The organism is Marinomonas sp. MED121, from assembly GCF_000153025.1.
In the GTDB taxonomy this organism is placed as follows: domain Bacteria; phylum Pseudomonadota; class Gammaproteobacteria; order Pseudomonadales; family Marinomonadaceae; genus Marinomonas.
Genome location: NZ_CH672431.1, coordinates 286,625 through 311,458, shown reverse-complemented (window position 1 = coordinate 311,458; position 24,834 = coordinate 286,625). Strand labels below are relative to the sequence as shown.

General features: G+C 42.7%; 23 protein-coding genes. 13 read left to right on the top strand and 10 right to left on the bottom strand.

Features of this window, described 5'->3' with window-relative positions:
* Window positions 1–5: 5 nt before the first annotated feature.
* Window positions 6–1,070, bottom strand: a complete 1,065-nt coding sequence (glnL, locus tag MED121_RS12975; protein WP_009834165.1) for a nitrogen regulation protein NR(II) — start codon at window positions 1,068–1,070, stop codon at window positions 6–8.
* Window positions 1,071–1,276: 206 nt separating this feature from the next.
* Window positions 1,277–2,683 carry a glutamate--ammonia ligase gene (glnA, locus tag MED121_RS12970; RefSeq protein WP_009834164.1) on the bottom strand — a complete coding sequence of 469 codons (1,407 nt, stop codon included), beginning with the start codon at window positions 2,681–2,683 and terminating at the stop codon, window positions 1,277–1,279.
* A 342-nt stretch (window positions 2,684–3,025) separates the two neighbouring features.
* Between glnA and thiI the strand changes: the two genes are divergently transcribed.
* From thiI to dtd, 5 genes are all read left to right on the top strand, one after another.
* Window positions 3,026–4,477 carry a tRNA uracil 4-sulfurtransferase ThiI gene (thiI, locus tag MED121_RS12965; RefSeq protein ID WP_009834163.1) on the top strand — a complete coding sequence of 484 codons (1,452 nt, stop codon included), beginning with the start codon at window positions 3,026–3,028 and terminating at the stop codon, window positions 4,475–4,477.
* Window positions 4,478–4,732: 255 nt separating this feature from the next.
* Window positions 4,733–6,295 (top strand): PAS domain-containing methyl-accepting chemotaxis protein, encoded by a 1,563-nt coding sequence (locus tag MED121_RS12960; protein WP_050764583.1) that lies wholly within the window; start codon window positions 4,733–4,735, stop codon window positions 6,293–6,295.
* A gap of 134 nt (window positions 6,296–6,429) precedes the next feature.
* Complete coding sequence (typA, locus tag MED121_RS12955; RefSeq protein WP_009834161.1) at window positions 6,430–8,241, top strand: translational GTPase TypA; 1,812 nt, start codon at window positions 6,430–6,432, stop codon at window positions 8,239–8,241.
* Between the two features lie 102 nt (window positions 8,242–8,343).
* Window positions 8,344–9,141, top strand: coding sequence for an abortive infection family protein (locus tag MED121_RS12950; RefSeq protein ID WP_009834160.1), 798 nt, complete (start codon window positions 8,344–8,346; stop codon window positions 9,139–9,141).
* Between the two features lie 2 nt (window positions 9,142–9,143).
* Window positions 9,144–9,578 carry a D-aminoacyl-tRNA deacylase gene (gene dtd / locus MED121_RS12945; protein ID WP_009834159.1) on the top strand — a complete coding sequence of 145 codons (435 nt, stop codon included), beginning with the start codon at window positions 9,144–9,146 and terminating at the stop codon, window positions 9,576–9,578.
* 75 nt (window positions 9,579–9,653) lie between these two features.
* Here dtd and MED121_RS12940 read toward each other — a convergent pair whose 3' ends face one another.
* Entirely contained in the window at window positions 9,654–10,550 is an 897-nt protein-coding gene (locus tag MED121_RS12940) for a LysR family transcriptional regulator (protein ID WP_009834158.1), read from the bottom strand.
* A 162-nt stretch (window positions 10,551–10,712) separates the two neighbouring features.
* On the opposite strand from MED121_RS12940, the gene MED121_RS12935 reads away from it, so the two are divergent.
* From MED121_RS12935 to MED121_RS12925, 3 genes are read left to right on the top strand one after another with little or no spacing between them, the layout of a single operon-like run.
* Window positions 10,713–11,411 (top strand): CoA transferase subunit A, encoded by a 699-nt coding sequence (locus MED121_RS12935; protein ID WP_009834157.1) that lies wholly within the window; start codon window positions 10,713–10,715, stop codon window positions 11,409–11,411.
* 33 nt (window positions 11,412–11,444) lie between these two features.
* Complete coding sequence (locus MED121_RS12930) at window positions 11,445–12,101, top strand: 3-oxoacid CoA-transferase subunit B (protein WP_009834156.1); 657 nt, start codon at window positions 11,445–11,447, stop codon at window positions 12,099–12,101.
* A gap of 22 nt (window positions 12,102–12,123) precedes the next feature.
* Complete coding sequence (locus MED121_RS12925) at window positions 12,124–13,299, top strand: acetyl-CoA C-acetyltransferase (protein WP_009834155.1); 1,176 nt, start codon at window positions 12,124–12,126, stop codon at window positions 13,297–13,299.
* Window positions 13,300–13,415: 116 nt separating this feature from the next.
* Here MED121_RS12925 and MED121_RS12920 read toward each other — a convergent pair whose 3' ends face one another.
* The gene (locus tag MED121_RS12920; protein WP_009834154.1) at window positions 13,416–13,928 is read right to left on the bottom strand and encodes a thioesterase family protein; all 513 of its coding nucleotides are present in this window, start codon (window positions 13,926–13,928) and stop codon (window positions 13,416–13,418) included.
* Window positions 13,929–14,055: 127 nt separating this feature from the next.
* Here MED121_RS12920 and MED121_RS12915 point away from each other — a divergent pair, with 127 nt between their 5' ends.
* From MED121_RS12915 to MED121_RS12895, 5 genes are all read left to right on the top strand, one after another.
* The gene (locus MED121_RS12915) at window positions 14,056–15,012 is read left to right on the top strand and encodes a GlxA family transcriptional regulator (protein WP_036180457.1); all 957 of its coding nucleotides are present in this window, start codon (window positions 14,056–14,058) and stop codon (window positions 15,010–15,012) included.
* A 213-nt stretch (window positions 15,013–15,225) separates the two neighbouring features.
* Window positions 15,226–16,116 carry a 3-keto-5-aminohexanoate cleavage protein gene (locus MED121_RS12910; protein ID WP_036180702.1) on the top strand — a complete coding sequence of 297 codons (891 nt, stop codon included), beginning with the start codon at window positions 15,226–15,228 and terminating at the stop codon, window positions 16,114–16,116.
* Between the two features lie 10 nt (window positions 16,117–16,126).
* Window positions 16,127–17,095, top strand: coding sequence for a 3-hydroxyacyl-CoA dehydrogenase NAD-binding domain-containing protein (locus MED121_RS12905; protein ID WP_116371630.1), 969 nt, complete (start codon window positions 16,127–16,129; stop codon window positions 17,093–17,095).
* A 122-nt stretch (window positions 17,096–17,217) separates the two neighbouring features.
* Window positions 17,218–18,888 (top strand): BCCT family transporter, encoded by a 1,671-nt coding sequence (locus MED121_RS12900; protein WP_036180699.1) that lies wholly within the window; start codon window positions 17,218–17,220, stop codon window positions 18,886–18,888.
* Between the two features lie 80 nt (window positions 18,889–18,968).
* Window positions 18,969–19,964: a GlxA family transcriptional regulator gene (locus tag MED121_RS12895; RefSeq protein WP_009834149.1), complete on the top strand. Its 996-nt coding sequence runs from the start codon at window positions 18,969–18,971 to the stop codon at window positions 19,962–19,964.
* A 72-nt stretch (window positions 19,965–20,036) separates the two neighbouring features.
* On the opposite strand, the gene MED121_RS12890 is transcribed toward MED121_RS12895, so the two are convergent.
* The 6 genes from MED121_RS12890 to ubiB form a co-directional block, all read right to left on the bottom strand.
* Window positions 20,037–21,221, bottom strand: coding sequence for a TauD/TfdA family dioxygenase (locus MED121_RS12890; protein ID WP_009834148.1), 1,185 nt, complete (start codon window positions 21,219–21,221; stop codon window positions 20,037–20,039).
* Between the two features lie 182 nt (window positions 21,222–21,403).
* Window positions 21,404–22,192: a twin-arginine translocase subunit TatC gene (tatC, locus tag MED121_RS12885; RefSeq protein ID WP_009834147.1), complete on the bottom strand. Its 789-nt coding sequence runs from the start codon at window positions 22,190–22,192 to the stop codon at window positions 21,404–21,406.
* Window positions 22,193–22,214: 22 nt separating this feature from the next.
* Window positions 22,215–22,601, bottom strand: a complete 387-nt coding sequence (gene tatB, locus MED121_RS12880; protein ID WP_009834146.1) for a Sec-independent protein translocase protein TatB — start codon at window positions 22,599–22,601, stop codon at window positions 22,215–22,217.
* Window positions 22,602–22,604: 3 nt separating this feature from the next.
* Window positions 22,605–22,811: a Sec-independent protein translocase subunit TatA gene (gene tatA, locus MED121_RS12875; protein WP_009834145.1), complete on the bottom strand. Its 207-nt coding sequence runs from the start codon at window positions 22,809–22,811 to the stop codon at window positions 22,605–22,607.
* A gap of 30 nt (window positions 22,812–22,841) precedes the next feature.
* A complete protein-coding gene (locus MED121_RS12870) occupies window positions 22,842–23,174 on the bottom strand; it encodes a phosphoribosyl-ATP diphosphatase (protein WP_009834144.1) in 333 nt (110 codons plus the stop codon).
* A 16-nt stretch (window positions 23,175–23,190) separates the two neighbouring features.
* Window positions 23,191–24,834, bottom strand: coding sequence for a ubiquinone biosynthesis regulatory protein kinase UbiB (gene ubiB / locus MED121_RS12865; RefSeq protein WP_009834143.1), 1,644 nt, complete (start codon window positions 24,832–24,834; stop codon window positions 23,191–23,193).

Below are 24,834 nucleotides of genomic sequence, written 5' to 3'. Positions count from 1 at the left end.
TTGCCTCAGTGTTCGCATTCAATGGGCAGCAATATATTAAATAGGGTCTGATGGGGCTCACTTTTACATTCAATGAGTCCGTTGTGTTGATTTATTATTGACTGTGCAATTGATAGGCCAAGTCCTGTGCCATCGGGTCTGCCGCTAACCATAGGATAAAATAGGGTTTTTAAAATGGGTTCAGGTATCCCAGGCCCATTATCAATCACACTGACTTTGCAAACTAACTTGTGTCGTTTTGAGCCGATTGTGAATTGGCGTAATGCCCGAGTCATGATGCGGATTTGTTTGTTATCTTGAGAGTCATCCTGCAATAGGGCTTGCATGGCGTTTCTCACCACATTGAGTAAGGCTTGGATAAGCTGGGAGCTATCACCCATGATGTCAGGAATGCTGGGGTCATAATCACGAATAAAGCGTACTTGCTCATCCGCTTCGACTGTGACTAGCTGATTTACCCTTTCGATTACCTTATGTACATTGAGTGATTCTTTTTTAGGCAGTTGCCTTGGTCCTAGTAGGCGGTCTACTAAATCCCTTAGACGATCTGATTCTTCAATAATGACCTGGGTGTAATCTTTTAAGGCTTCGTCTTTAAAACTACGACTAATGAGCTGGGCCGCGCCACGTATACCACCTAAAGGGTTTTTTATTTCGTGAGCGAGGCCGCGTATTAGTTCTTTGCTGGTTTGATGGGTAACCAGTAATTCGTCTTCTTGGGAAATGCGCTTCATTCTATCCCTAGGATAAAGCTCAATCAGTAAGCTCTCTGTTGTGCCTAAAGTGCCCATAACGGGTGTGACTGTGTAATCTAAAAACAGCTTGTTACCGTTAGGTATCTCTAGCTTGGCTTCTCGTTTAGTGAAGGGGTAGCCTGTGTCGGCGGCATTATGTAATGCAGAGATACTATCTTCATCTTCAAAGAAAACATTTTCTATGCTTTGGCCATAAACACGACGGCGGCTAACGGCGAGCAGCATCTCAGCTGCGGGGTTTAAATACTCAATCAATAATGCATTGTCGAGTTTTACGACGGCGGTTGATAAATGGTCAATCAATAAACTATGCACATTATTATCCTCTTACTTCCTTTGAGTGTTGCAAGATACGAACCAATATTAGAAAAAGGTTAACAGGGGGCGCATCGTTAAAACGTGTTTTCCATAAGCATAATTTAGTGCACCAATATTGTGCAATCAAGTGTCTCGCTCTTTTTTAGGGCATAAAAAAACCCAGCCTAAGCTGGGTTTTCATCAGTCAAAGCAAGGCTTTAAACTTATAGGCTGTAGTACAAGTCAAACTCAACTGGGTGAGTTGTCATTGATACTTGAAGCGCATCTTCAGTTTTCAGTGCGATGTAAGCATCGATCATGTCATCAGAGAATACGCCGCCTTGAGTCAAGAACTCACGGTCATTATCCAGTGCTTCAAGCGCTTGTTCTAGGCTGTTAGCAACCGTAGGGATTGCCAAAGCTTCTTCTGCTGGAAGGTCATATAGATCTTTATCAGCAGCATCGCCAGGGTGGATCTTGTTCTTAATACCGTCAATACCTGCCATCAACATTGCAGAGAAAGCTAGGTAAGGGTTCGCGGTTGGATCAGGGAAACGTGCTTCAATACGCTTACCTTTAGGGCTAGCTACATATGGAATACGAATAGAAGCAGAACGGTTACGTGCTGAGTAAGCTAGCATAACAGGGGCTTCGAAACCTGGAACAAGACGCTTGTAAGAGTTTGTTGAAGCGTTTGTGAAAGCGTTTAGTGCACGAGCGTGTTTGATGATGCCGCCAATGTAGTAAAGCGCCATTTCAGACAAGCCAGCATACTGATCACCTGCGAATTGGTTTTCACCGCCTTTCCAGAAAGATTGGTGTACGTGCATACCAGAACCGTTATCGCCAACGATAGGTTTAGGCATGAATGTCGCTGTTTTGCCGTAAGCATGAGCAACATTGTGTACGCAGTACTTCATAACTTGTACTTCGTCTGCTTTCTTAACCAGTGTGTTGAACTTAACACCGATTTCGTTCTGACCTGCTGTTGCTACTTCATGGTGATGAACTTCGATTTCAAGTCCCATAGATTCCATTGCACCACACATAGCGCCACGAAGATCGTGATGAGAATCAACTGGTGGTACTGGGAAGTAACCGCCTTTAACGCGAGGACGGTGACCCATGTTACCGCCTTCGATAGTTTTGTTAGATGCCCAAGCAGCTTCTTCAGAATTGATTTCAACCATGGTGCCTGACATGTCAGTCTTCCACTTAACATCGTCAAAGATGAAGAATTCTGGCTCAGGACCAAAGAATGCGGTGTCGCCAAGACCTGTAGACTTCAAGAACTCTTCTGCACGAAGTGCAACAGAGCGTGGGTCACGGTCATAACCTTGCATTGTAGAAGGTTCGATAATAGTACAACGAACAATGATAGTGGCTTCTTCAGTGAAAGGGTCAACTAGGCAAGAATCATCTTCAGGCATCATGATCATGTCTGATTCGTTAATGCCTTTCCAGCCAGCAATAGATGAACCGTCAAACATTTGTCCATTTTCAAAGAACTCTTCATCAACAGTAGATGCAGGGATAGTAACGTGCTGCTCTTTACCTTTAAAATCTGTAAAACGAAGGTCTACCCATTTAGCATCGTGTTCGGCAATTAACGCCAGAGTTTTGTTTGACATACTAGCTCTCCAGTAATTTGGTTTATTCCTAAGTGCGTGAGGAATTTTCACATAACTTTTTATTAGTGCTTCACAATGAAGCGTTTCTTATCGGAAATAAAGCATTTTCTGTGCCACCTAATTTCAAAAAATATTTAATCTTTATTTAACAATAAGTTACAGTGTTTTAAACTTTTCAAACTCGTAATGCGAAAAATAAGTATAGTGCATAACTTCTCGATTGCTCTTTTTTGGTGCGTTAAAATAAGGCGGTGTCATTTTATGGTGCGAATAAAGTGTTTTCTGCTTTTCTGACTTTTCTTTATAATGCGTTTCAAATCATTTAATCAGTCGTAAACACCTATGAAATTCATTGTTAAGTTCTTCTCAGAAATCACCATTAAAAGCCGCCCTGTCCGTAAAACCTTTGTTAAGCAACTTAGACAAAATATCCGTCAAGTATTAACAGAACATGACGAAAATGTTGTGGTAACAGGAAACTGGGATTTTATTGAGGTGTTATCCGACAAGAATGAGCTAAGAGATGAGTTTACTCAGCGTCTGGCGAATATTGCTGGTATTGCGCATTTTCAGTATGTGCGTGAATTTGAATTTACGACCTTAGAAGCCATTGTTGACGAAGCCATCGTCTCTTATGGTGATGTGCTCGAAAATGCTGTGTTTGCTGTTCGCGTTAAGCGTGTTGGTCAACATGATTTCACCTCAGTGGATGCCGAGCGTCAAATAGGCGGTACTCTAAAAGCCCGTTGTAATGCCCTTGCAGTAAGATTAAAGAACCCTGAAGTCCTAGTTCCTATTGATATTCGTGATAATCGCGTTTGGATTATAGAGCAACGTGTCGATGGTCTTGGTGGTTATCCTATTGGTTCACATGATCCTGTCTTGTCTCTCATTTCAGGTGGTTACGACTCGACGGTATCGACTTATATGACCATGAGTCGCGGCCTTAAAACCCATTTCTGCTTTTTTAATTTAGGTGGTGATGCGCACGAGATTGGTGTGAAGCAAGTTTCCTGGTACCTGTGGGAAAAGTACGGTTCAAATATTGGCGTTAAATTCGTCACTATTCCGTTTGAAGATGTGGTGGGGGAAATACTCACTAAAGTCGATAACTCGCAAATGGGCGTTATTTTAAAACGCATGATGCTAAGAGCGGCTGGCAAGGTAATGGAAGATCTTGGTGCAAAAGCTTTGGTAACCGGTGAATGTGTTGCGCAAGTATCAAGTCAAACCTTGGTAAACTTAAAAGTGATTGATGATGTAACGGATGAACTGGTCATTCGTCCTTTGATTACCACCAATAAACAAGAAATCATCGACCAAGCGGCTAAAATAGGCACCGCTGCCTTTGCCGCCAGCATTCCTGAATATTGTGGTGTGATTTCAGTAAAACCGACTACACGTGCCAAGCTCCCCAAAATAGAGCATGAAGAAAGTAAGTTTGATTTTGCGGTGTTAGATGCCGCGATCGAAAATGCCAAAGCGGTTTCCATTCGTACTGTGATGGAAGATGTGGATAAGCAGTATCAAGGGGAAGTTCCAATCGTACGTGTCCCTGTATCGGATGAAGTGATTATTGATATTCGACACCCAGATGAGATAGAAAGAAAGCCACTTAAAGTCAGCGGTCGACCTGTTATTGAAATTCCATTTTTTGCCCTAGAAAGTAAGTGGTCTGAACTAGATAAAGAGACCACGCATTTGCTTTATTGTGGTAAAGGCGTGATGAGTAAAATACATGCGGCTTCTTTGCTCGGCAAAGGGCATGAAAAGGTCGGGGTTTATTTGCCTTAAGAGGTTGAACCTAATTTGACTAAATAGTCGAAATGTCTCGATAAGCTAGATAAATGCTCACTAAAAAGCCAAAACTTGATCTAATCATCTTGTTTTGGCTTTTTTATTATGCCGTCACTTAAATGCTGTTACGCAATATTACACAAGGGACAAAAAGTAACCAATTGCCATTGTTTTGATTTGACCCTTATCAACGAATGGTACTTTTTTATGACTTAATATTTTCTTTCTGATCTATCTCATAAGGAAGGCATGATGAGTTCGCAAAAGGAACATTTGGTTGCAACGGATGCAAATATTCTTTCAACCACAGATTTAAAAAGTCATATCCAATATGTTAACCCAGATTTTGAGCAAATCAGCGGCTATAACATGGACGAACTGGTCGGCGAGAAACATAACATTATTCGTCACCCTGATATGCCTTCTGCCGCCTTTAGCGATATGTGGGAACACTTACTCGCGCAAAAATCTTGGATGGGTGTCGTAAAAAACCGTTGTAAAAATGGTGATCATTATTGGGTTGATGCTTATGCTAGCCCAGTGACTAAAGATGGCGAAGTGCTTGAGTATCAATCTGTTAGACGCCGGCCAAGGGATGAGGTGAAGCAAAGGGCTGAATCTGTCTATGCGTTATTAAATCAGGGTAAAAAGCCTGCCTTTATGAGGCCGATAAAACTCTCTCTCTTATCTAAAGTCTTGTTATCGAATGCGCTTATATCCTGTGCCTTCTTTTTGTTAGTGCAAACTCAGCCTTCTTTTATGATGAGTCTGTTGACAGTTTGCGGCTTATTTCTATTCTCTTCTTTAATCTTAGGGGCCTTATTTAGACCACTTCAGTCTTCTCTTAAAAAGGCCGCATCGATATCAGACTCGGATTTAGCTAAATACATTTATACGGGGCGCGTAGATGAAGCTGGGCAGGTTGAGTTAGCGCTAACCCGATTAAAAGGTGAAACCGCCGCTGTTGTTGGCCGTATAAGTAACTTTTCTAAAATAGTGCGACGTAAGCAGCAAGATCTACAAGATTGTATTGCTGACAACCAAATGGGCTTGATGAGTCTTTCTAGTGACTTTGATCATATTGAAAGTGCCATGAGTGATATGTCAGGCGCTATTCATGATGTGGCGAGAAGTTCTACCGAGGCGGCAACAATAGCAGGCCAAGCCGCCATGGATATGCAGGCTAGTTTGGCCGCGGTGAATGAAAGTGAGCAAGTGGTGGGTGGCATGATAGCGAAAGTGAAAGATGCCACCCAAATAATGGATGACTTAGAATCACAAAGCTCAGCGATCAGTTCCGTGGTGGAAGTGATTCGAGATGTGGCGGAGCAAACCAACTTGTTGGCACTCAATGCGGCGATTGAAGCAGCTCGTGCGGGTGAGCGTGGTCGAGGCTTTGCGGTGGTGGCTGATGAAGTGCGAGCTTTAGCGACCCGAACCCATGATTCAACCAATGAAATAGTAAAGGCAATTGATAGCTTACAACTCAGTGCCGAGGCGGCTTCAAGACAAATGCGCGATACCTTAGACAGTGCTCATCATTGTGATACCCAAACACAAAATGCAGTGAGTTCAATTGGTGCAGTGCAACAAGGGATAGAAGGCATTCATAGTCATGCGGATCAAATCGCACAAGTGATGGAAGAACAGAATGCCGCGGCAAAAACCATTAACGGTTATATGTCTCAAGTGAGTCAAACCACCAATGAAATCGCTTCTCGCAGTAAGCAAGATTTAGAAACTTGCAATGAAATGCAAACGCTAGCGCAAAAAATGGATGCTTTAGCCGGACAATTTTGGGTGAATCTGACCTAGATCATCTTGTTTTGTACGATGTTTTTCAAAAACAGAAGAATAAAGTGAGTTTTTTGAGTGTTTTTTTAACAAATTGCTAGCAAGATCGCCTATAATGCGCGCAACTTTTTATCAGCTAGCCGAGAAACACTACTGTGATCGAGAATTTAAGAAACATCGCCATTATAGCCCACGTTGACCATGGTAAAACTACCTTGGTTGATAAACTTTTGAGCCAATCAGGTACCCTCGATCGCAAGGACGAAGGCGCTGAGCGTATCATGGACTCAAACGACCAAGAAAAAGAACGTGGTATTACCATCTTGGCTAAAAACACAGCCATCAAATGGAATGACTACCGCATCAACATCGTAGACACACCTGGACACGCCGACTTCGGTGGTGAAGTAGAGCGTGTACTATCTATGGTTGACTGCGTATGTCTACTGGTTGATGCCGTTGATGGTCCTATGCCACAAACTCGCTTCGTAACCTCTAAAGCATTCGAACAGGGCCTACGTCCAATCGTTGTAATCAACAAGATTGACCGTCCTGGTGCGCGTCCTGATTATGTAATGGATCAAGTTTTTGATCTTTTTGATAGTCTAGGCGCAACAGAAGAGCAATTAGACTTCCCTGTTATCTACGCATCTGCAATCAATGGTATTGCAGGTGAAGATCCAGAAGAAATGGCTGAAGACATGACGCCACTTTATCAAATGATCGTAGATAGCGTACCAGCACCTAAGGTTGATCCTGAAGGTGACTTCCAAATGCAGATTTCTGCACTGGATTATGACAGCTATGTCGGTGTAATCGGTGTAGGCCGTATCACACGTGGTAAGCTTTCTCCTAACCAACAAGTGGTTATTAAATCGGCTGATGGTTCTGAGCGTAAAGGTAAAGTACTAAACGTGAAAGGCTACATGGGTCTTGACCGTATCGATACTGAACTAGCGACTGCGGGTGACATCGTATGTATCAATGGTATCGACAAGCTAAGTATCTCTGATACCTTGTGTGAGCCAACAAATGTTGAAGCGCTACCTGCGCTAAGCGTAGATGAGCCAACCGTTAGCATGAACTTCATCGTTAACGATTCTCCATTCGCTGGTAAAGAAGGTAAGTTCGTTACGACTCGTAACATCAAAGACCGTCTAGACCAAGAGCTTATCCACAACGTTGCATTGCGCGTAGAACAAGGTGATACACCGGATAAATTCATCGTTTCTGGTCGTGGTGAGCTTCACTTATCTGTATTGATCGAAACAATGCGTCGTGAAGGCTTCGAAATGGGTGTATCTCGTCCAGAAGTTGTCACCAAAGAAATCGACGGCGTAATGTCTGAACCATTTGAACAAGTGGTTATCGATGTTGAAGACCAGCATCAAGGTGCCATCATGGAAGAGCTAGGTTTGCGTAAAGCAGAACTAACTAACATGGAACCAGATGGTAAAGGCCGTACACGTCTTGAATTCATGATGCCTTCTCGTGGCTTGATTGGTTTCCGTGGTTTGTTCCTAACCCTTACTTCTGGTTCAGGTATCATGACCAGCGTATTTGACCACTATGGTCCAGTTAAAGTAGGTGAAGTACAAAGTCGTAAGAATGGTGTACTAGTTAGTATGCTTGCAGGTAAAACAGCTGCTTACTCACTATTCAACCTACAAAGCCGTGGTCGTATGTTCCTAGGCCATGCGGTTGAAGTATACGAAGGTCAAATTATCGGTATTCACTCTCGTGACAACGATCTAGCGGTTAACCCTGTTAAAGGTAAGCAGCTAACTAACGTACGTGCATCTGGTACTGATGAAGCTCTAACACTGACTCCACCAATTCGTCACACACTTGAACAGGCACTTGAGTTCATCGAAGATGACGAGCTAGTCGAAGTAACACCGGACAGCATCCGTGTACGTAAGAAACTATTGACTGAAAACGAACGTAAACGTGCGGGTCGTAAGTAAGTTAAACACCTAAAGCCTCACGGCTTTTAGTGTTTCAAAAAGCGCCTTCGGGCGCTTTTTTTGTTTATTGATAGATGAAGTTGATTTTTGAAAGGACACACAATGCAAATTGAAATAGAAAAAGGATTTGGGTTAGATCACATATCTACTGTTGAAGAAGTCTGTGAGCAAATTATTACGATTCTTAATTTAACCGCTGAAAGTTACTTAAGTAACATTTCAGATGACGATCTACATTATCAAATATTAAGAAATAAACTGATTGAGCAAGAAGCACTAAAGTCTTATCTTCCAAAATTGCTGATTCAAAATAACTCCCTGAACTCCATAAAAACTTTTTTTCAGAATAAGTATAAAGACTATCATACTCCTCAAAAACAAGAGTTTATTAAAAATGATTTTGAAAGGATAAAAAACTACTTAATTAATAAAGCTCCAATGAATGAAGGTTTGTTAGATAAGTTATCAGATTTTGATAAAAAATTTGACTCAAAAGATGTACATCAATATTGGAAAGATGCATTAGATAGTATTGAAAGGAATAATCTAGGAAATGCTTTTACACTTTCTAGAACCATGATTGAAGGTGTTTGTAAGAGGGTTTTAAATGCGAAGGGGAAAAATACTGATAGTGCTAAAAGCTTGACCTCTTTGTCTGCAGAAGTAATTTCTACTTTAGAAACTGGTCAATTTAATCAAGTTAATCCTATTAGAAAAAAAACGCTAAAACTTTTATCTAATTCAGTAGATGCAATTGAAACGTTTCGTACGCAATATGGCGATGCACACGATTTAAATAATAAGAATATAGAATTAGAGCAGCACTTTGCTAGAGTAACTATTAATATTGCAGGCTCAGCAAGTTTGTTTTTAGTTGAAGAATATCTAAATCAGGAATAAAAATGAAACTACTGATACAAAGAGCAAAACAAGCCAGTGTGACTGTGGCGGGTGAGGTGATTGGCGCCATAGATCATGGGCAGATGGTGCTGGTGGGTATTGAAAAAGCCGATACGGAAGCAGACCTTCAGCGTTTAGCGGATAAGCTATTAAAGTACCGCATGTTTGGCGATGAAGAAGGCAAGATGAACCTTAACGTCAAGCAAGTTGAAGGTGGTGTGCTGCTTGTTTCGCAGTTCACCTTGGCGGCTGAAACCAAAAAAGGCTTGCGACCTGGGTTTTCAACGGCTGCTGTGCCCGCTGAAGCAGAGCGTTTGTTTAATGTATTTGTGGATATGGTGCGCAAGCAACACGACAAGGTAGCGACAGGTGAGTTTGGGGCAGACATGCAAGTGGCCTTAATTAATGATGGACCTGTCACTTTTATGTTGGACTAAGCGCTTTTTACTCTCTCATAGAAAGCGCTTTTAATTTTCTCATAAAAAGTGCTGAAGGCTTTTTATTTAGTCTTGTCATTTAGTCTTGTCATTGGCAAAGGTTTCAATCAAGGTTTCCACCATGGCCTCAGCCGCAATAGAAAGCGGTGTTTTAGCTTTGGTGATGATACCCACATTTCTGGCAATGATAGGCGCTTTAATGGGTAAACAAATAGCGCCTTGCTCCTTCATTTGACGCTCGCATAAAGCTGGCACCACAGCGACGCCTAAGCCTTCCGCCACCATACGGCCGATCGTGGCAAGTTGGTGGGCATCAAAAGTAACCTGTAACTCAATCGACTCTTTAAATAATGCTTCTTCTATCATGCTACGCACACTGGATGGTCGTTGTAAGGTGATAAAGTCATATTCCAATAACTGAGCCCAAGTGAGCTCATCAACATCTCTTAAGGGACTATTATTGGGCACTACCGCAATAAACCTATCATTAAACAGGGTTTGAAAATTCAGATCTTGGGTGTTTTCTGGGGCAAAGGAAATACCGATTTCCATTTGTCCTGAACGCACTAACTCCACCACGGTATCAGCGAGTACGTCATGTACTTCCACCTTTATATTGGCATGCTTCTGTCTATATTTGAGCAAACTTTGCGGTAATAAGGATGCTGCAAAGGAGGGCATGGCGGCGAGGGCTATTTTTCCCATATTTAAGGTAAATCTTTGATGTAGTTCATGTTCCGCATCGGCCCAAGAGGCTAATAATGACTTGGCAATGGGCATAAGGGCTTCACCTTCTGGGGTGAGGTGAGTGGTTCTCGTGGTGCGAGTAAAGAGTCTGCCACCTAGGGAGTCTTCTAAATTTTTAATGGATAAGCTGACAGCAGGTTGTGACATATGAACTAAAGCCGCAGCTTCGGCAAAACTTTTGGTTCTTGCTACAGCAAGGAAGACTTTGAGTTGTTTCGGGTTCATGTCAGGTATCCATTGTTAATATTGCGCATGCTAAAGCTATTTAATATGTTAAAAGATTAATAAGTAAAAAGTATTAATAGATAAAAATTATAAACTTAATTAATGAGTGAAGATGATACAAACTAATATCAAATAAAGCATGTATTAATTTGAGGTGAACACATGGCTGGTTTTAATAAGGTAGTAGACACCTACGAGGAAGCCCTTGCAGGTCTAGAAGACGGAATGACGGTTTTAGCAGGCGGTTTTGGTCTGTGTGGTATTCCTGAGAATTTGATTAGTGAGATTAAACGTAAGCAAACCAAAAACTTAACTGTGGTTTCTAATAACTGTGGGGTAGATGGTTTTGGTCTTGGCATCTTGTTAGAAGATATGCAAATCAAAAAAATGGTGTCTTCTTATGTGGGTGAAAACGCTTTATTTGAAAAGCAGTTATTAGAAGGTGACTTGGAAGTCGAGCTAACACCACAAGGTACCTTGGCTGAAAAAATGCGTGCAGGCGGTGCAGGTATACCGGCATTTTATACCGCAACAGGGGTGGGAACACCGGTTGCTGAAGGTAAAGATACCCGCGAATTTAATGGTCGTGAGTACCTGTTAGAAGAGTCTATTACAGGTGACTTTGCCATAGTAAAAGGCTGGAAAGCAGACAAATACGGTAATGTTATCTATCGCCATACTGCGCAAAACTTCAACCCACTTGCCGCAACTGCCGGCAAGATTACCGTGGTTGAAGTGGAAGAATTAGTCGAAACCGGTTCTCTTGATCCTGCTCATATTCACACTCCAGGGATTTATGTGGATAGGGTGATTGTAGGTACCTTTGAAAAACGTATTGAAAAGCGAACAGTGTCTGAATAAGGCGTTTGATTTCTAAATTATATAGGTGATTTTATGACTCTTTCCCGTGATCAAATGGCCATTCGAGTGGCACGTGAACTAGAAGATGGTTTTTACGTAAACCTAGGTATTGGTATTCCCACTTTAGTAGCTAACTTTGTGCCAGAAGGTATGGAAGTCATGCTGCAATCAGAAAATGGCTTACTCGGTATGGGTGCCTTTCCAACCGAAGACGAACTAGATGCAGACATGATTAATGCCGGTAAACAGACAGTAACTGCAGTGTCTGGTAGCTCTATTTTCTCGTCGGCTGAATCCTTTGCCATGATTCGAGGCGGCCATGTAGATCTGACCGTTTTAGGGGCTTTCGAAGTTGATGTGAGCGGTAACATTGCATCTTGGATGATTCCTAAGAAGTTAATTAAAGGCATGGGGGGCGCAATGGATTTGGTTGCTGGTGCTGACAATATTATTGTTACCATGACTCACGCATCAAAAAATGGTGACTCTAAACTGTTAGAGGCCTGCAGCTTACCGCTAACAGGTAAAGGCTGTATCAAAAAGGTACTGACTGACCTTGCTTGGCTTGAGATTGAAGACGGTGCTTTTATTCTGAAGGAACGTGCACCTGGGGTTTCAGTGGAAGAGATTCAAGCAAAAACCCAAGGCCGTTTGATCGTGCCTGATCATGTTCCAGAAATGACGTTTTAATTAAGAGACAGGTAGTTAAGTTATGCAAATTGTAATTGTAGCGGCAGGCCGCTCTGCGGTAGGCGCGTTTAATGGCAGCTTATCATCTTTGTCTGCTGTTGAACTAGGTAAGCAAGTATTAGCGGGTTTGCTCGAAAAACAGCCAGTACTAAAAGATCACATTGACGAAGTCATTTTAGGGCAAGTTTTAACGGCAGGTTGTGGTCAGAACCCAGCCCGCCAAACAATGCTTAATGCTGGCCTTGCTGAATCTGTATCCGCACTCACGATTAATAAGGTGTGTGGTTCTGGTTTAAAAGCCGTGCAAATGGCGGCTCAAGCGCTGTTAGCGGGTGATGCGCAAATGGTGGTTGCCGGTGGTCAAGAAAGCATGAGCCAAGCGGCACATGTGCTACCTAATAGTCGTAATGGTCAGAAAATGGGTAATTGGGCATTAAAAGATACCATGATAAGTGATGGTTTATGGGATGCCTTTAATGATTACCACATGGGTATTACGGCAGAAAATATCGCTAAAAAATGGGGTGTGAGCCGTGATGAGCAAGATGCGTTTGCTGTCGCCTCTCAGCAAAAAGCACAAGTTGCCATGGAAGCAGGTCAATTTGAGCAAGAAATTATTCCTATTCGTGTGCCTCAGCGTCGTAAAGATGACCTGATCGTCGATACTGACGAACAGCCAAGACATGGCACTGAGCTTGCCTCCCTTGCCAAACTTCGTCCTGCGTTTAACAAAGAAGGCACAGTGACAGCAGGTAACGCATCGACCATCAATGATGGTGCGGCTATGGTTGTTGTCACCACAAAAGAAAAAGCAGATGAGCTGGGTTTAACGGTTCTTGCAACCTTAGAAGGCTTTGCAAGCTCAGGCTGTGCCCCAGAAATTATGGGAACAGGGCCTATTCATGCCACTCGTAAGTGCTTAGACAAAGTAGGTTGGGAGATCGCTAGCCTCGATCTTATCGAAGCCAATGAAGCCTTTGCGGTACAAGCCATGACGGTGAATAAAGAGCTTGGTTTTGATACCACTAAAGTGAATGTAAATGGTGGTGCCATTGCGCTTGGGCATCCCATTGGTGCCTCAGGTTGTCGTATCTTGGTGAGCTTGATCCATGAGATGCAAAAACGTGAGGCTAAACGAGGCCTTGCGACCTTGTGCATTGGCGGTGGTATGGGAATCGCAGCCGCGCTTTCTAACTAATCGTTTTTCTGCTCTCTTGTCATACTCATCAATAAAAAGGGTGTCCATTGGACACCCTTTTTATGCTCTTTGAGAAAGTTACTGCTTTAGAAAGAAACTGCTCTAGAAAACAATAGTTAAGATTTAGGGCGTCTAATCGCAATGGCTTTACCCGCATTAGCTGGCGTTTCTAATAAATTGTGAGCCGCTTGTATGTTATTCACCAAAGATTGAGTTTTCTCTAAGAAAGGTGCCGCTCTATGTGCTTGCATATCCATATGTAATAACAAGGTTTCCATGGTGGCTAATTCATCATGTGTTTGCCCATGGTACATGGTCATAAAAAGCCTTAGCTTCTTGCTATCACTCTCTAATAACTGCCCTTGAATAATGATGGGCTCAGCTTCGGCGACTTCTTTTAGGTAAGTCACCATGCTTTGAAGGGTGTAAATAGAAACGCTTTGTTCTTCTCTAAAGGTTTCATCCAGACCAATATGCAACATAAAGGCGTCAATAGCCTGACTAAAAGCGACCACATAATAGGCATCATTCATGTGCCCGTTATAATCTATCCATTCAGGCAAAACGGGGCTTTCAAATAAGTTAATCATATCGCTGGTATGTTCTGCCTGTGCTGTTTGGCTTGGCATTGCTGCTCCTAGTTCAGGTAAATGGTTTGGCTGGCTCCTATGCTAGACATAAAAAAACTATGCTATTGATTAAAGTCGCATATAAATTGATTATTATCGACGTTTTAATGGGGAAAGGAGATGAAACTTGTTTGGTGATCCATCAAGAACGAGCGTGCAAAAGGTTTATTTTCTGTTACTGCCAGGCTTTTCTCTGTTTGGCTTAACAGCCATGTTAGACCCTTTACGCCATGCGAATCGTACCCAAGGTGAGGAACTGTATGAATGGCAACTTATCTCAGAAAAGGGTGGTTTGATCGCAAGCAGTGACAGTATTGAGATCATGACTCATACCGACCTTAAAACGGTTGAGAAGTGCGAAACTCTGATTATTTGCTCAGGTAGTGATCCTGATTTGGTAACTACCCCAGCCCTATTAGGCTTTATTCGACAGCAAAGTCATTATGGTGCGGATATTGGTTGTCAGGATACAGGCGCTTATATTGCGGCTGCGGCGGGTATCTTAGATGGTTATCGCGCAACTATGCACTGGGAAAACCATGAAACCACTCAGGAGGCTTTTCCTAAGGTAACCTTGGTGCAGGAACTGTTAGTGATAGATAGGAAACGCTTTTCTTGTCCTGGTGCCTTAGCAGGGCTTGATATGATGCTCTATCTGATTAGAGCACAGCATGGTCAAGAGTTGGCGACCTTGGTGGCTGACGAGCTTGTTTATACGCATCAAAGGGAGCACAGCGAACCGCAGCGACGCTCCTTGCAGCTTCGTCTCGATAGCCGTAACCCAAATTTGCTCGAAGCCGTGCAATTAATGGAGCAAAATATTGAAGAGCCTCTATTGATCGCAGAGCTGGCTGAGCATATTGGTATTTCAGATAGGGAGCTTGAGCGTTTATTTAAACGACATCTAGCACAAACGCCAAAGGCCTTTTATCGTCAGCTTAGGCTAGAGAAAGCCCGTTGGATGCTACAGCAAACCAAAGACAGCGTAACCTCGGTGGCGACTGCTTGTGGCTTTGTTTCTCTTTCCCATTTCAGCCGTTGTTATCAAGCACAATTCTCCAAACTTCCAAGTCGAGAAAGATAGTTCAAAGGCAAAATATCCGTCTCAAAATGTCGTAAACAGATAGTCGTATCTATTTACGACATCCCTTCTTTTGCGTGGTTTTTAGGTTATTAATCATCGATTTTAGACAAAATTATCCTTTTTTAAGGTGTAACTTTGATGTCACTTGATGATGAGAGTTAGGCATACCGACTTATCTCTCGTTTTTATTTAACCCATGAAAGAGTCCTTATGATGAATCAAGATGTCATTATTACTTGCGCTATTAATGGTGCTGGGGATACCGCAGATAAAAACCCAAATGTGCCCGTTACCCCAGAGCAAATTGCGAATTCAGCGATAGAAGCTTGGAATGCCGGTGCTGCCATTGCCCATATTCATGTTCGAGACCCAGAGACAAAGCAAGGCTCTAGACGAGTCGACCTTTACGCTGAAGTGTGTGAGCGTCTTCGAGCATCTAACTGTGACATTGTTATTAATCTAACCGCTGGTATGGGTGGCGACCTTTATATTGGTCCAGAAGAAAACCCAACGGCATTTTGCCCAGAAACAGATCTAGTTGGTGGGCTCGAACGTCTTGTTCATATTGAAGAGCTAAAACCTGAAATCTGTACCCTAGATTGCGGCTCATTAAATTTTGGTGATAACAATCTTGTTTATGTGTCGACACCCGACATGCTTCGCCTTGGCGCTGCTCGTATTAAAGAGCTAGGTGTCACGGTTGAATTAGAAATATTTGATACAGGTAACCTTTGGTTTGCTCTGCAAATGATGAAAGAAGGCTTGCTTGATGACAATGCCATGTTCCAACTGTGTCAGGGAATCCCTTGGGGAGCACCACCGGACTTTACTTTATTAAAAGGCATGGTGGATATGTTGCCTGATCACAGCCAATGGACAGCGTTTGCCTTGGGCCGCAACCAATTGCCTTGGGCTGCTCAGTCGGTCTTATTAGGCGGCCATGTCCGTGTGGGCTTGGAAGACAACTTGTATTTAGGTAAAGGCGTATTGGCAACGAATGGTCAATTGGTAGAGCGCTCAGTCAATCTTATCGAGAGTATGGGAGCACGTATTTTAAGCCCAACTCAAGCCCGTGAAAAATTACGCCTACGTGGCACTCAATAGGAGATAGATGATGGCACGTCCTAATCCGGATCAGGTATCAAAAGTTGGGGTAATAGGCACAGGTGTTATTGGTGGCGCTTGGGCTCTGCATTACCTTCGCATGGGAATGGAAGTCGTTGCTTACGACCCTGGCCCTAATTCAAAAGAAAAGCTGTTGACCATGGTCGACAATATTTGGCCCACCATTGAAAAGTTGGGCTTAAGAGAAGGGGCCAGCAAAGATAAATTACGCTTTGTTGATTCTCTTGATGCCTTAGCTAATCAGGTTGAGGTTATCCAAGAAAGTACACCAGAGCGATTGGATGCTAAACGTAGTTTGTTTGCTGACCTTGATTGCATTGTGCCTGCTGATGTCGTGATTATTTCCAGTACCTCAGGATTTGCCATGACAGATATGGCAAATGAACTTGAGACGCAACCTGATAGGTTTGTCGTTGGTCATCCTTTTAACCCACCTTATTTAGTGCCTTTTTGTGAAGTTTGTGGCGGTGAAAGAACCAGTCAAGAAGTGGTTGATTGGACTGCGGCTTTTTACGAGGCAACGGAAAAGCAAGTGGCCAAAATGGATAAAGAGCTACCTGGCTTTATTGGTAACCGCCTACAAGAAGCCTTATGGCGTGAAGCGCTTCATATGGTAGCTAACAAAGAATGCTCAGTTGAAGACATAGATAAGGCGATTGCTTATGGGCCGGGTTTACGTTGGGCCATTATGGGACATTGCTTAACCTTCCATTTAGGTGGTGGGCAAGGTGGTATGGCGCATTTGTTAGATCACTTTGAAGATGCATTAGAAGAGCCTTGGACGCGTTTAAAAGCGCCAAAACTGACTCAAGAGTTGAAAGATGACATGGTGGCAGGGTGCTTGACGCAAGCCAATGGTGCGTCCATCGATGAGTTAGTGCAAGAGCGAGATGATTGCCTTATTCGTATTATGCAAACCCTAGACGAATATCGGGCGGAGAAAGGTATTAAACGCTAAGCGTTTGATATGTGTGAGTTCAGGAAGACTGGTCTGGCATGGATGCCAACGCGGTGAAAAGAGGTCGTAAAAAAATAAAGAAAGCTCTCTTAATAAAAACTATAGAAATGGAGAATACGCTTATGTCACCTACCCCTCAAGAAGGCTTTGAAGCATCAGAGTCTAGGGTATTTAAAGCTGAAAAACTGGCCCAGTCTGGGCTATTTAAAGGAATGCATAAAGGCATGACGATCAGTTCGTCACTCTTAGTGCTCTTGTTCGTCTTATTTACTGGGTTGAATACTGAATTAGCTGGGGAGCTATTTGGCAGCATTCGCACCTGGATTGAAGTGACCTTTGGCTGGTATTACATGGTCACTATTGTTTTCTTAATCGCTGTTTGTGCTTTTATCGTCTTTAGTCGATTCGGTAGTGTGCGTTTAGGTGATGATGATAGCCGGCCGGATTTTAGTAATTTTGCTTGGTTTTCTATGCTTTTTTCCGCTGGTATTGGTATCGGCATCTTATTCTTTGGGGTTGCTGAGCCGATATTCTATTTAGATAACAGTGGCGCCTTTGGTTACCCAAATAATCCTTATGCGGATATGGCAGGTGCAGGAGCAATTGGCTACGATCGTGCGGTCGATGCCCTGAGAGTGACATTTTTCCATTGGGGTTTTCATGGTTGGGCGGTTTATGTCATCGTCGGCATGTCATTAGCCTATTTTGCTTATCGTAAAAAACTCCCGCTAGCGCTGCGCTCTGCACTTTATCCTTTTATTGGCGATCGTATTTATGGACCAATAGGGCATATTGTCGATATTTTTGGTGTGCTAGGGTGTGTGTTTGGTGTAGCAACGTCACTGGGGTTAGGTGTCAGTCAGATGTCTGTTGGGCTTGAAAGGCTAATCGGCGTTGACTCTGATATACCAACTCAGCTCGTCTTGATTGTTTTGATTAGCATAGTGTCCATTTTATCCGCACTATCGGGTGTTGGGCGCGGTATTCGCATTATCTCCCAATGGAACATTATTATTTCTATTTTGGTCATCGCTTTCTTTTTATTTGGCGGACCGACAAGCTGGCTTTTAGCTATTTTTGGTGCCTCGTTAGGGGACTATCTTGCAAACTTTGTACAAATGGGACTTTGGTTTCCAGAGGAAGAGGGGCCTGCAAAATGGCAAAATGGCTGGACGGTGTTTTATTGGGGCTGGTGGCTAGCTTGGGCGCCTTTTGTCGGTTTGTTTATCGCGCGTATTTCTCGCGGACGTACCCTAAGAGAGTTTGTTATCGGTGTCTTGCTAGTGCCTACCATCATTATCTTTGTATGGCTTGGAATCTTTGGTGGTACCGCGCTTTTTCAAGAATTAACAGCCAGTGCTGGGGTGGGGAATGCCGGTATTATTGAGCTTGTGAAAGCTTGGAACTTACCCGCAGCTTTATTTGCTAGCTCTGACGGAATCTTTGGCGAAGGTGTTATTGGCTGGATAGTGTCTGCCATGATGGTGTTTCTACTCATGAGTTGGTTTGTCACCTCTTCGGACTCGGGCACCTTGGTATTAACGACCATTCTGTCTTTGGGGAATGAAGAACCACCAAAAGTATTTCGTGTGTTTTGGGGGATCGTGATTGGTTTAGTTGCCGCCGCCTTGCTTGTTTCTGGTGGCTTAAGTGCTTTGCAAACAGCAAATATTGCAGCCGCTCTCCCCTTAAGCGTCATTATTGTTGTGATGACCTTAGGAGTGCTTAAATCCTTGTTAGGTGAAGCCGCAGCGTCCTCCAAAGCGCCAGATAAGGAAGCGACCCCCTTGTAACTTTTAGCTTGTTGGCTAAATATTTGGATATGAAGTATCTCTGCTTGTGCTTCATATCCCTTTTTTATGGAGTTGACCTAATGTTCTCGGACAATAAAAAAACAGAAAGTCCTCTGATTACGGATGAAGATGGTGTGTTCACTCTGTCTTTTTTTCTTTTGCCCGAGTATGCCATGGTCTCCTTACTCTCCGCGATAGAACCTCTTCGCATCGCAAACCGTTTGGCTGGAAAAACTCTCTTTCGCTGGCAATGTTTGAGTGAAACAGGCAAGCCTGTTATCGCAAGCAATGGCATGGCTTTGCAGGACTCTGTCTCAATCAGTGCCCAGCCTGTTATTCGAAACTTGTTTGTAAATGCGAGTTTCTCTCCTGAGAAATACACCTCAGATGCCTGCATACAATGGTTGCGTGAATTGAAACGACAAACTTGTATGATAGGGGCTTTGGATACGGGTTGTTATCTCTTAGCAAAAGCGAAATTGATAGAAGATCAAACCGTCACCTTACATTGGGAAGCAAAACCCGCATTTCAAGAAAGATACCCTCATTTAAACGTGAGTAATGAGCTCTTTGAAATTGATGGTAGAAGTATTACTTGTGCTGGTGGTACGGCAGCTACGGATATGATGCTGTATTTGATTGAGCATTACTTCAAACCAGAGCTCGCTATTTTGGTGTGTGAACAGCTGATTAAATCGGGTGCTAGAAATCATTCAGATCATCAACGACTGGCTTGGTCAAAAAAACTAAACTTACACCATCCTAAAGTGCTAAAAGCACTTGAATTGATGAGTACTTACCTTGAAAGTCCAATCAGTACCGCTGAATTAGCACACCAACTTTCGATTTCTGTTAGACAATTGGAGCGCCTTTTTCAACAGCATCTTGCTTGCTCTCCTTCTCATTATTATTTGCAATTGCGTATAGAGCATGCCCGTTATTTGTTATCTGATTCTGGCTTAAGTATTGCGGAAATTGCCCTCGCCAGCGGCTTTAGTTCAACCGCACATTTTAGCCGTCGTTATCGAGAGTTTTATGGTACGACCGCAAGTCAGTATCGCGCGCAAGTCCACTAGGGAACCCGAATAGGTAACTTATTCCCAGGTTCTCAAGTAGCCAAAAAACTTTGGCTACTCACTTATGTTAAATTACAGGCGATTTCTTTCTAATACGCGAATGCGTGACAAGAGCTCATCTCTGTCTATGTAGCAGCCTTGTAGGTGTCTTCTGCCAGCCTTTAAATCAAATGCATTGCGAGCGTGTAGGACACGGCGGTTATCAAAAACAATCAAGTCGCCTTGGTTAAGGCGTTGAAAGTGCTGAAATTTGGTTTCACGTGTTAGGGATATAAAACGTCGATAGGCTTTGTATAAGGCCATGGTTTGGTGCGATGGCACATCGATAGGGCCACGTAGAAAATTGGCTAGGCGAACTTCAACAATTTTGCCATTGCTATCAGTAACTATGGCTGTCCCTCTAAAGCGATAATCTGTCTCCTTATCCTTGTTGTAAAAAGACATAGGAATGGCGCTTAAACTGGCGAAATCCTCTGGGTAGTGCTCACGCATATGTTCTGCAATTTTAAAGCCATCAACAAAAATAGATTCCCCTCCTGTCGCATCATTAATCAAACAGTGAAGAAACTGTAAGCCTGGCTGTAATTCACGAGTTGGAAGGTCGGTATGCAAAGGTAAGCGTAAATTGGTGTAGGCTGTACTATTGGCATCCGCTTTAGCTTGAACATTAAAAATAGTGCCGAAGTTAGTTTCTCTAATAAAAGAGATTCGATTAGCGACTTTCACCAAGGTATTTGTTTGGGTATCAACCTGGGTTACTAATGCCAGACCATAATCTCGTAAGTCTTTGAGCCAGCTTAGTAACTCGTCATCGTTTTCTAAAACTTTCTTGTATTGTGTATTTGGGAGTTCACCTTGGATGCGCTCTTTATCCCAAACCTTAGAGTCTAACTTTTTGTCATTTAGAGCGGATTCGCTATAGCAGTGGCTTAATAGCCAGCCAGGGTGATACTGACTTAGATGCTGTTCAAAGTCCCATTGAATGATGATTCTGTTGTCATCTGAAATATACGCCTCAATGGGCTTAATCGTGAGGGGAACATCACAAATCTCAAAAACTTGTTCACGGGTAAGACTCGCAATGCATTCAGAGCAATGACAGTTATCCCTAAGCCATAAATAGTGGTATTCGCTTTGGTGTCCGTGATCCCATTCAACAATGAGAGACTCTTCACCTAGTTGGATATTAATTGGGAGGTGCTTGATTGGATAAGGTGTAAAAGAGGCGATTTCAGCATGGGCTGTTGTAGTCGACATAGTGCAGTCCTTGATAACCATCTAGTGTTTGAATGAATAGGGGTTATCTTATAATGCCGCGAGCGCTAATCCGTGGTATCCAGTCGACGAGTTATTGCAGCAATACGACATATTGACACTTTATTTTAGGCATAAAAAAAGAGAAGTCGGGCTTCTCTTTTTTTACTTTATGTGGGTTCTAGCTAATTCGTTTCTTGGTTTTCGTTATCCAAATTTTCTTCAGTCTCGTCTTCTTTTTCTTCCTGCTTGACCGTGCGTCCAGCTAACAAACCTAACTCAAATAACAACCACATAGGAATGGCTAGTAGCGTTTGTGAGAAAATATCAGGAGGGGTAATCAACATGCCCATGACAAAACAGCCAAGGATGATATAAGGGCGTTTTTTAGATAGCGATGCAACCGTTGTGACGCCAGCTTTGATTAACAAGTAGGTGGCAATAGGAATTTCAAAGGTCACACCAAATGCAAAAAACAGCTTGAGTACAAAATTAAGGTAATTATTTATATCTGTCATGACTGTCACTTCCCCAGGACCTACGGAAGTGAAAAAGCCAAACACGAGTGGGAGCACCACATAATAAGCAAATATAACGCCACCATAAAACAGAAAGATGCTTGAGATTAACAGGGGGATTGCAAGCTTCTTCTCGTTTTTATAAAGCGCTGGAGCGATAAATGCCCAAGCTTGATAAAGCGTAAAAGGAATCGAAATAAGGACGGCAATAAAAAAGGTCAGCTTTAGGGGCGCTAAAAAGGGTGAGGCTACTTCGGTGGCAATTAAAGAGCTACCTTCTGGTAATAAGGCTCGAAGAGGCTCAGATACCACTAAATACAATTCATTAGCGATTGCATACAGGGCTAAGAAGCAAAGCAAAATCACTAATACCGACTTTAATAGACGGTTTCTTAATTCAATAAGATGCGCGACTAAAGGGGCTTGGCTTTGAGTATTTTGTGTTTCGCTGCTCATAGATACATCTTAAATCTTGGTGTTAGCCAATCGCAGATTTGTTATCTGTTTCATTTGGCTGGGCTGAAGCTTGAGGCTTAGAGGGAGAGTCAGGTGTTGCTTCTTGCTCTGCTTCGTCGGCTTTAAAAGCATTTTCAGGTATAGGGGTTATGGTGTTTTGGATCACATCAGGTGAGTTGCTAGGCGGTGTATCTTGCATGATGCGTTGATTGTTTAAATCCAGCTTGCGTTGCAATTCTTCTTGATCCAACTGTGCATTGATTTCGCGTTGAACAGAATTGATACTTCGGCGGATTTTACGTATCCATAAACCAGCAGTTTTTGCCGCTTGGGGTAGGCGCTCTGGTCCGAGGATCAGAAGGCCTACAATAAACACGACAAGTAACTCAGAGAAGCCAATATCGAACACGGATTATGCGCTCTTATCGTCTTTTTTAGCTTCACCATCAATAGCTTTTGCCTGAGCGTTGCTATCGTCTTCTTTGTTAACTGCTTCTTTAAAGCCTTTTACTGCTCCACCTAAGTCACCGCCTAGGTTTTTAAGCTTTTTAGTACCAAAAATTAAAATAAGAATGGCTAATACGATTAATAGTTGCCAAATGCTGATTCCACCAAGCATAGTGCTTCTCCTGATTAAGGTTATCTAGTGTTATTTAGTACGGTTGGCTTTTTCTTCCAAACCGGACAAGTTAAAGCGACGGGCCAGTTCATTTAAAACATCTTCTGGACCTAAATCTAGGTGAGAAAGCATGATTAAAGAGTGAAACCATAAGTCAGCTGTTTCGTATATCAGATCAGATTTATCTCCTGATATTGAGGCATCTTTTGCCGCGATGATAGCTTCTACAGACTCTTCGCCGACCTTTTCTAATATCTTATTTAACCCTTTTGCGTGCAAGCTAGCAACATATGATGAATCTGGGCTAGCGCCTTTACGTTCTTCTAATGTTTGTGCCAGTTGGGCTAATACTTCATCTTTCATTATTAAATCTCTTGAACTACTTCTTTAATACTAACAGGTATATCCCAATAGCGAATAGTATAAGACTGGTTAAATCCGCATTAGCAATGCGCGCTAACGATATATCATCGGCATTTAACCAAGCCGTTGTGATACTGATCATTCCCAGTATTTTAAAGGGTAACGTCTGATTGTTACGTTTTATCTCATTTTCTAAATTATTTATTGCTTGTGTATTTTCTTGGGCACGAGCGTTGTGATGGCTGATTTGCTCAAGTGCTGAATAAACTAAATTTGGGATTTTGGGTAATTGCCCAGCCCACTCGGGAGCCTGTAGTTTAATCTCTTCAAAGACTCTTTCTGGCCCTATTTGGGTTTTTAACCAGCGTTCTAAGAAAGGTTGTGCTGTTTCCCATAGGTCTAAATCTGGATAAAGCTGACGACCTAGGCCTTCAATATTGAGTAAGGTCTTTTCTAATAATACAAGCTGAGGTTGGACTTCCATATTAAAGCGACGTGCTGTTTGGAATAAACCAATAATGACTTGGCCAAAAGAAATGTCTTTTAGCGGTTTTGCAAACATAGGCTCGCAAACACTGCGTATAGCGGACTCAAATGCGTGAACCGGTGTGCCTTTTGGAACCCAACCACTTTCCACATGAAGCTCTGCCACTAAGCGATAATCGCGTTTGAAAAAGGCGAGCAAGTTACGCGCAAGATAGCTTTTATCCTCATAGGAAAGGCTGCCCATGATGGCGCAATCAATACCTATGTATTTTGGTGATTTAGGATTAGTAATATCGACAAAAATATTACCTGGGTGCATGTCGGCATGGAAAAAACTGTGATCGAAGACTTGAGTGAAAAATATCTCTACGCCACGAACTGCCAAGCACTTCATGTCGACATCTGCTTGTTTTAACTCATCGATATTGGCAACAGGGATACCCGAGATTTTCTCTGCCACCATGACGTTTTGGCGAGTGTAATCCCAGTGAATGTGAGGAACATACAATAAGTTTGAGTTTTCAAAGTTGCGTCTTAGTTGAGCTGTATTGGCCGCTTCTTTAGTTAGGTCTAGTTCATCAAGAATGGTATGTTCATAATCTTCAATAATTTCGACGGGTCTTAAGCGACGCCCATCATCATTGATATTTCGAACGAGCTTCGCCAGAGCATAAAGTAGCCCTATATCTTTACGAATCGTCTTTTCTATCTTGGGTCGAATAACTTTGACAACGACCTCTTCACCGCTTTTTAAGGTCGCGCAATGGACTTGTGCAATGGAGGCTGAAGCAAGAGGTTCTATGGTGAAGTCTTGAAAGATCTCTTCAACATTTGCCCCCAGAGCGTGTTCTATTAAGGCTCTCGCTTCGTCTTTATTAAAAGGGGGAACTTTATCCTGCAATTTAGCCAGTTCGTTGGCAATATCCTCATCAAGGAGGTCACGGCGAGTTGATAAAATTTGTCCAAATTTGACAAAAATAGGGCCTAGAGAAATCAACGCCATGCGTAATCTTTCGCCGCTGGTATAGCGTTTACTAGGTTTCAGTAAACGGCTCACCAAGCCAATTGAGTACTTTAGGTACCAAGGCAGTTTATCGTAAGGTAAAAAAGCATCCAGACGAAAGCGTATAATTACGGCAAGTATCCGTAACGCTCGAGATAAATTTTGCAACAT